Genomic DNA, 5987 nt, shown 5'->3' with positions numbered 1-5987 from the left:
GTGTCCTTCGCGATCCAAACACCCCTCACCCTGGCCCTCTCCCGCTGGGAGAGGGGACGGTGGCGCCCGACGCTGAAGCATCGGGCTGAAGGGGCGAAGCCCTGCGGGCTAGGCCCAGCCCCCGAAGGGGGCTTGGTTCATTCAGCGCGGGGGTTCAGCCCCGCGCGCGATCTCGGCGGCCGCCCGCACACCCCCAACTCCCAAGCGCTACGCTCCGTTCCCCATTCGCGTAGATTGGCGTTATTCGCGGTTACAGTTCGTAGTGCGGCTCGCCCCAGCCGGCAGAGAGCCATCCACGAATAACACGAATTCACACGAATAGAGAAGAGAATCACTCCCCAGCCGCCTTGCCAGCGCGCGCGCCTCGGTGTATAATGCGCCAAAGGGTCATAGTGAGGCGGTCAGGCGATGCGTCCCTTCGTTCATCTCCACGTGCACAGCCAATACTCCCTTCTGGACGGGCTCGCCCAACCCGAAGCCCTGGCCAAGCGCGCAGCGGAACTCGGCATGCCCGCCATCGCGCTCACCGACCACGGGGCGCTCTACGGCGTCATTGAATTCTACGAGAAGTGCCAGGAGGCCGGCGTCAAGCCCATCATCGGCTGCGAGATGTATCTCGCGCCCAACTCCATGCAATCGCGCGCGGGCCGCGACGACCAGCATACGTACCACCTGGTCCTACTGGCGCGAGACAATCAGGGGTACCAGAACCTGCTGAAGATCGCCACCGCGGCGCAACTGGAAGGGTACTACTACCGCCCTCGCATTGACAAGGAGTACCTGGCCGCCCACGCCGAAGGGCTTATCGCCCTCAGCGCCTGCGGTTCGGGCGAGATTCCCAGGCTCATCAAGGAAGGCATGCTGGACAGCGCCAGGGAGGCCGCCGCGTGGTACCGCGACGTCTTCGGCCCCGACGGATTCTACCTGGAACTGCAGTACCACGAGGGCATGCCCGAGTTGGCCGACATCAACCGCGCCATGGTGGACATCGCGCGCGAACTGGGCATCCCGCTGGTGGCCACCAACGACGTGCACTACGTCCACGCCCGCGACGCCTACGCGCAGGAAGTCCTCCTGTGCCTCCAGACCAACGCGGTCATGACAGACCCCGACCACATGAGCATGGGGGACAACAGTTTCTACCTGAAAGACGGCGACGAGATGGCCGCGCTGTTCCCCGAGTGGCCCGAGGCGCTGGACAACACCCTGCGCATCGCCGAGGCGTGCAACGTTCGGATTGAGTTCGGCCACTACCATCTGCCGCCCTTTGAAGTCCCCGAGGGTTTCACGCCCCAGACCTACCTGGCCAAACTGGTGGAGGAGGGCCTGGCCGAGCGCTACCCAGACATGCCTCCGCACGTCCGCGAGCGCATGCAATACGAACTTCGGGTCATCCACGACATGGGGTTTGACACCTACTTCCTCATCGTGTGGGACCTGGTTCGCTACGCCCGCAGCAGGGACATCTGGTGGAACGTCCGCGGCTCCGCGGCAGGGAGCATCGTGGCCTACGGCCTCGGCCTCACCTACGTGGACCCCCTGGCGCAGGAACTCATCTTTGAGCGCTTCCTGAACCCTGGACGGGTCAACATGCCCGACGTGGATTTGGACTTCCCCGACGACCGTCGGGACGAGATGATTCAGTACGCCATTGACAAGTACGGGGCCGACCAGGTGGCGCAGATCATCACCTTCGGCACGTTGGGCGCGAAGGCTTCCATCCGTGGCGCGGGGCGCGTGTTGGACCTGCCGCTGACCGAGGTGGACCGCGTCGCCAAACTGATTCCCCCAGGCCCGAAGGTTACCATTGGTGCGAGCCTGGAGGCGGTGCCCGAACTCAAGGCGCTCTACGAAGACGAGAACGCGCCCTACTTCAAGACGCTGATTGACACAGCGCGGGCGCTGGAGGGCGTGGCGGCCCACGCTTCCACCCATGCGGCGGGCGTCGTGATTGCCGACAAGCCGCTGGTGGAATACGTAGCCCTGCACCGCCCCACCAAAGGCGAGGGCGGCGTCGTAACCCAATACGAGATGGAGGCCCTGGAGAAGATCGGCCTGCTCAAGGTGGACTTCCTCGGGCTGGCCACGCTGACCATCATGCGGCGGGCGTGCGACCTGATTCGCCAGAACCACGGCGTAGCGTTAGACCTGCGCAACATTCCCCTGGATGATCCCGCCATCTACGATCTCCTGTCCAGCGGCCACGTAACGGGCCTGTTCCAGGTGGAAAGCGAGGGGATGCGTAAGGTGCTGCGCGGCCTCCAGCCGCGGCGATATGAGGATGTCATGGCGGTGGTGGCCCTGTACCGCCCTGGCCCCATGGACTTCATCCCCGACTTCACCGAGCGGCGACATGGGCGCGTCCCCATTGAATACATCCACCCCAAACTGGAGCCGATCCTTCGCAAAACCTACGGCGTCATCGTGTACCAGGAGCAGATCATCCGCATCCTGACCGACATCGCGGGCTACACCGCCTCGCAGGCCGACAACGTGCGGCGCGCCGTCGGGAAGAAGAAAAAAGAAGTCCTGCTGGCCGAGCGGGAGAAGTTCGTCCGCGGAGCCATGGAGCACGGCGGCGTCAGCGAGGACATCGCCAACCAGATCTTTGACCAGATTGAGAAGTTCGCCAGTTACGGCTTCAACCAGGCCCACGCCGCCGACTACGCCTACATCACCTGCCAGACCGCCTACCTCAAGGCGAAGTACCCGTTGGAATACATGACGGCGCTCCTATGCGTGGAGCGGGGCAACACGGAGAAGATCGCCCTCATCGCCGCCGAGACGCGCAGGCTGGGCATTGAAATCCTGCCGCCCGACGTGAACTACAGCGAGTGCGACTTCCTGATTGAGGACGGCAAGATTCGCTTCGGCCTGGGCGCCATCAAGGGCATCGGCGACGGGCCCATCAACGCCATCGTGGCGGCCCGCAAGGAGGGCGGCCCCTTCGCCAATCTCAACGATTTCGTCAAGCGCGTGGACCTGCGCCTGGTGAACCGCAAGGGGCTGGAGTGTCTGATCAAGGTCGGCGCCCTGGATCGGTTTGGCGAACGCAGGCACCTCCTTGACGCCATTGAGACGATGATGTCGGTGAGCCAGAAGGAATGGGCCGCGCGCGAAGTCGGGCAGATGTCCATGTTTGACCTGGTGGACGACGGGGCACTGTCGGGCGTGGCCATTCTGGACACCGTCGGCAAGCCGCGCCCCGCCACTCAGAAAGAGCGCATCGCCTGGGAGCGCGAACTGACGGGCACGATCTTCACCGAGCACCCGCTGCAAACCATGCTGAACCAACTTGAGGGCCTGGAAGTAACGCCCTCCACGGCCGTTACCGCCGAACTCGTCGGCCAGCATGTAACGCTGCTGGGGAGCGTGGCCCTGGTGCGCACCACCAACACCCGCAAGGGCGAAGACATGGCCTTCGTCCAGTTGGATGACCTATACGGGAGCATAGAGTTGGTGGTGTTCCCCAAGGTATACCGCACGACCAAGGGCCTCTGGACTCCCGATCGCGTCCTGCTGGTGCGCGGCAAGGTGGACCTCCGAGACCAGAAGCCGAAACTCATCTGCGACTGGGCCACCGAGGAATTGTCCGTCCCGCGCGTCGCCCACGATGCCACCCCCGATTACGCGGACGCGAACGGCTTCGTCTCCGACGCCGACAACGGGTTCTGGGACGCGCCATTCCCCGACGAGCCGCCGCCCGCCAGCGAGGAGCCTGCGCCGCCTCCGCCGCCTACACCCATGCCCGCGCCCGAGCCAGCGCCCGCGGCCCAACCGACAGGCGGCGCGCCTTCGCGTCGCATTCTGGTAACGCTGCGCATCGGCGGCGACCTTGAAACCGAAAAGCGCCGCCTGAACGAACTCTATCGGCTCTTCCTGAAGTACCCTGGCCAGGATCGCTTCTGCGTGCGCCTGCAACGCGGCACTGGCGGCTGGGAACTGGACTTCCCCAACGCCACGACCGCCTGTTGCGAGGCGCTGCTCCAGGAACTTCGGCAACTTGTCCCGCCCGATGCCCTGATCGTGCAGTCGGACTAGGCGCGTGGGGCAGAAGCCCGAAAGCCCGCGAAACCGAGGGGGTGTAGGATGAAGAGAATCGGAGTGCTCACGAGCGGCGGGGATGCCCCTGGGATGAACGCCTGCGTGCGGGCCGTCGTGCGCACCGCGTTGAGCGCAGGCCTGGAGGTCTACGGCATCCGCCGCGGCTACTCGGGGCTGATAGACGGCGACATGGAACCCTTGACGGCGCGAGATGTCGGCGGCATCATCCAGCGCGGAGGCACGTTCCTCCAGACCGCCCGCAGCGCCGAGTTCATGACCGTGGATGGGCGCAAGCAGGCCGTCCGCCGCCTGAACGACCGCCGCATAGACGGGCTTGTCATCATAGGCGGCAACGGTTCCCTGGCGGGCGCGTACGAGTTGCACAAGATGGGCGTGCCCGTTGTGGGGGTTCCTGGCAGCATTGACAACGACGTGCCCTTCACCGACATGTCTATCGGCGTGGACACCGCGCTGAACACCATGGTGCACATCATTGACATGATCAAGGACACGGCGTCGTCGCATCAGCGCTGCTTTCTCGTCCAGGTCATGGGCCGCCACCACGGCTACCTGGCGCTCATCGGCGGCATCATCGCGGGCGCCGAGGTTACCATCATCCCCGAGAAGGAGATTCCCCTGGAGGAAATCGCCCGCGCCGTGGACGATGCCTACGTCCGCGGCAAGACCCACGCCATCATCGTGGTGGCCGAAGGGGCCAAGTTCGGCGCGCGGGAAATCGCCGACTACCTGTGCAAGGTTACGCCTGGGTTTGAGGTGCGGGTTACCGTCCTCGGGCACGTGCAGCGGGGCGGCTCGCCCTCGGCCTTTGACCGACTGCTGGCAACCCGTATGGGGATGCGGGCCGTCCAGGCCATGCTGGCGGGGGAATTCGGCACCATGACCGCGCTTCGGGGGAACCGCATTGAACTGGTGCCGCTGGAGCAGGTTGTCCAGGGGACGCCGAGCCTGAACCTGGGCGACTACGATGTCGCGCAGATGCTGGCGCGGTGAGCGTGCAGCGCGGAAAACAAAGCGCCCACGTGCGTTCACGTGGGCGCTGTATCGGCGCGGGGACTTCTATCCCAAATGCGGCTTGAGCCGCTCCACCAGTTTCTCCTTCGGCATGTAGCCCACGATGCGCTCCACGGGCTGCCCGCCCTTGAACAGGATCAGGGTGGGGATGCTCATCACTCCGAAGCGCGTGGCCACCGTCGGATTCTGATCCACATCCAGTTTGGTAACCTTCATTTTGCCGTCGTACTCTTGGGCCAGTTGGTCAATGATCGGGGCGATCATCTTGCAGGGGCCGCACCACGCCGCCCAGAAATCCGTCAGGGTGGGCAGCGGGGATTCCGCAACCTCTTTGTCAAAGTTGGCGTCGGTCAGATGAATCACTTCTCCCATCAGTCCTACCTCCATAAGTGTTCGGCGCTAGGCCAGTTTGAGGAACAACTCCACGATGCGGACGATCTTTTCCCTCGCCTCTTCGGTGTCGGGCAATTCCAGGCAACTGTCCATGTACTCGCGCACGATGGCGCGGCCCACGGCGTCCAGCGCAGCCCGCACGGCCATCAGTTGGGTGAGGGTCGCAGCGCAGTCCCGCCCCTCTTCCAGCATGCGTTGGAGGCCGCGAATCTGCCCCTCTATCCGCCGCAGGCGGACGAGGGTAGAGGCTGTCGTTTCTACAACTTCCACGTCTTCGGCGTCTTGCATGGGCATACCCCCCGTGGGTAGGCTTATGCTACACCAACTCGCACGATTTGTCAAACGCTGCGCGGGTAGAGCCATCCACGAATAACACGAATCCACACGGATGGAGAAGGTAGGCACGTAGGGCGGCTTTCCATAGCCGCCGAGGGCCGAGGTCAGGTATGGAAACCTGCCCTACCCTCGCTAACCGCTATCCGCGAATAACACGAATCCACACGAATGGGGAATATAGA

At 64.2% G+C, this 5987-nt stretch carries 4 protein-coding genes; 2 read left to right on the top strand and 2 right to left on the bottom strand.

Annotation, left to right across the window (positions count from 1 at the left end):
* Nucleotides 1-408 precede the first annotated feature (408 nt).
* Nucleotides 409-4041 (top strand): DNA polymerase III subunit alpha, encoded by a 3633-nt coding sequence (locus H5T65_13640; protein MBC7260272.1) that lies wholly within the window; start codon nt 409-411, stop codon nt 4039-4041.
* 48 nt (nt 4042-4089) lie between these two features.
* Nucleotides 4090-5055 carry a 6-phosphofructokinase gene (pfkA, locus tag H5T65_13635; GenBank protein MBC7260271.1) on the top strand — a complete coding sequence of 322 codons (966 nt, stop codon included), beginning with the start codon at nt 4090-4092 and terminating at the stop codon, nt 5053-5055.
* A 66-nt stretch (nt 5056-5121) separates the two neighbouring features.
* Here the strand turns inward: pfkA and trxA are convergent, their stop codons facing one another.
* Together trxA and H5T65_13625 are read right to left on the bottom strand one after the other, a co-directional pair.
* Nucleotides 5122-5448 (bottom strand): thioredoxin, encoded by a 327-nt coding sequence (gene trxA, locus H5T65_13630; GenBank protein MBC7260270.1) that lies wholly within the window; start codon nt 5446-5448, stop codon nt 5122-5124.
* Nucleotides 5449-5475: 27 nt separating this feature from the next.
* Nucleotides 5476-5763: a metal-sensitive transcriptional regulator gene (locus H5T65_13625; protein ID MBC7260269.1), complete on the bottom strand. Its 288-nt coding sequence runs from the start codon at nt 5761-5763 to the stop codon at nt 5476-5478.
* Nucleotides 5764-5987: the final 224 nt, after the last annotated feature.

The organism is Chloroflexota bacterium, assembly GCA_014360805.1.
Taxonomy (GTDB): Bacteria; Chloroflexota; Anaerolineae; order DTLA01; family DTLA01; genus DTLA01.
Note: the sequence above shows the minus strand (reverse complement) of the source record. Positions and strands in the feature narration are given on the sequence as shown.

Bases quoted from the DNA above. Each gene is read 5' to 3' on its own strand.
- H5T65_13625 (MBC7260269.1), bottom strand. From the start codon at position 5,763: ATGCCCATGCAAGACGCCGAAGACGTGGAAGTTGTAGAAACGACAGCC.
- trxA (MBC7260270.1), bottom strand. From the start codon at position 5,448: ATGGGAGAAGTGATTCATCTGACCGACGCCAACTTTGACAAAGAGGTT.
- H5T65_13640 (MBC7260272.1), top strand. From the start codon at position 409: ATGCGTCCCTTCGTTCATCTCCACGTGCACAGCCAATACTCCCTTCTG.
- pfkA (MBC7260271.1), top strand. From the start codon at position 4,090: ATGAAGAGAATCGGAGTGCTCACGAGCGGCGGGGATGCCCCTGGGATG.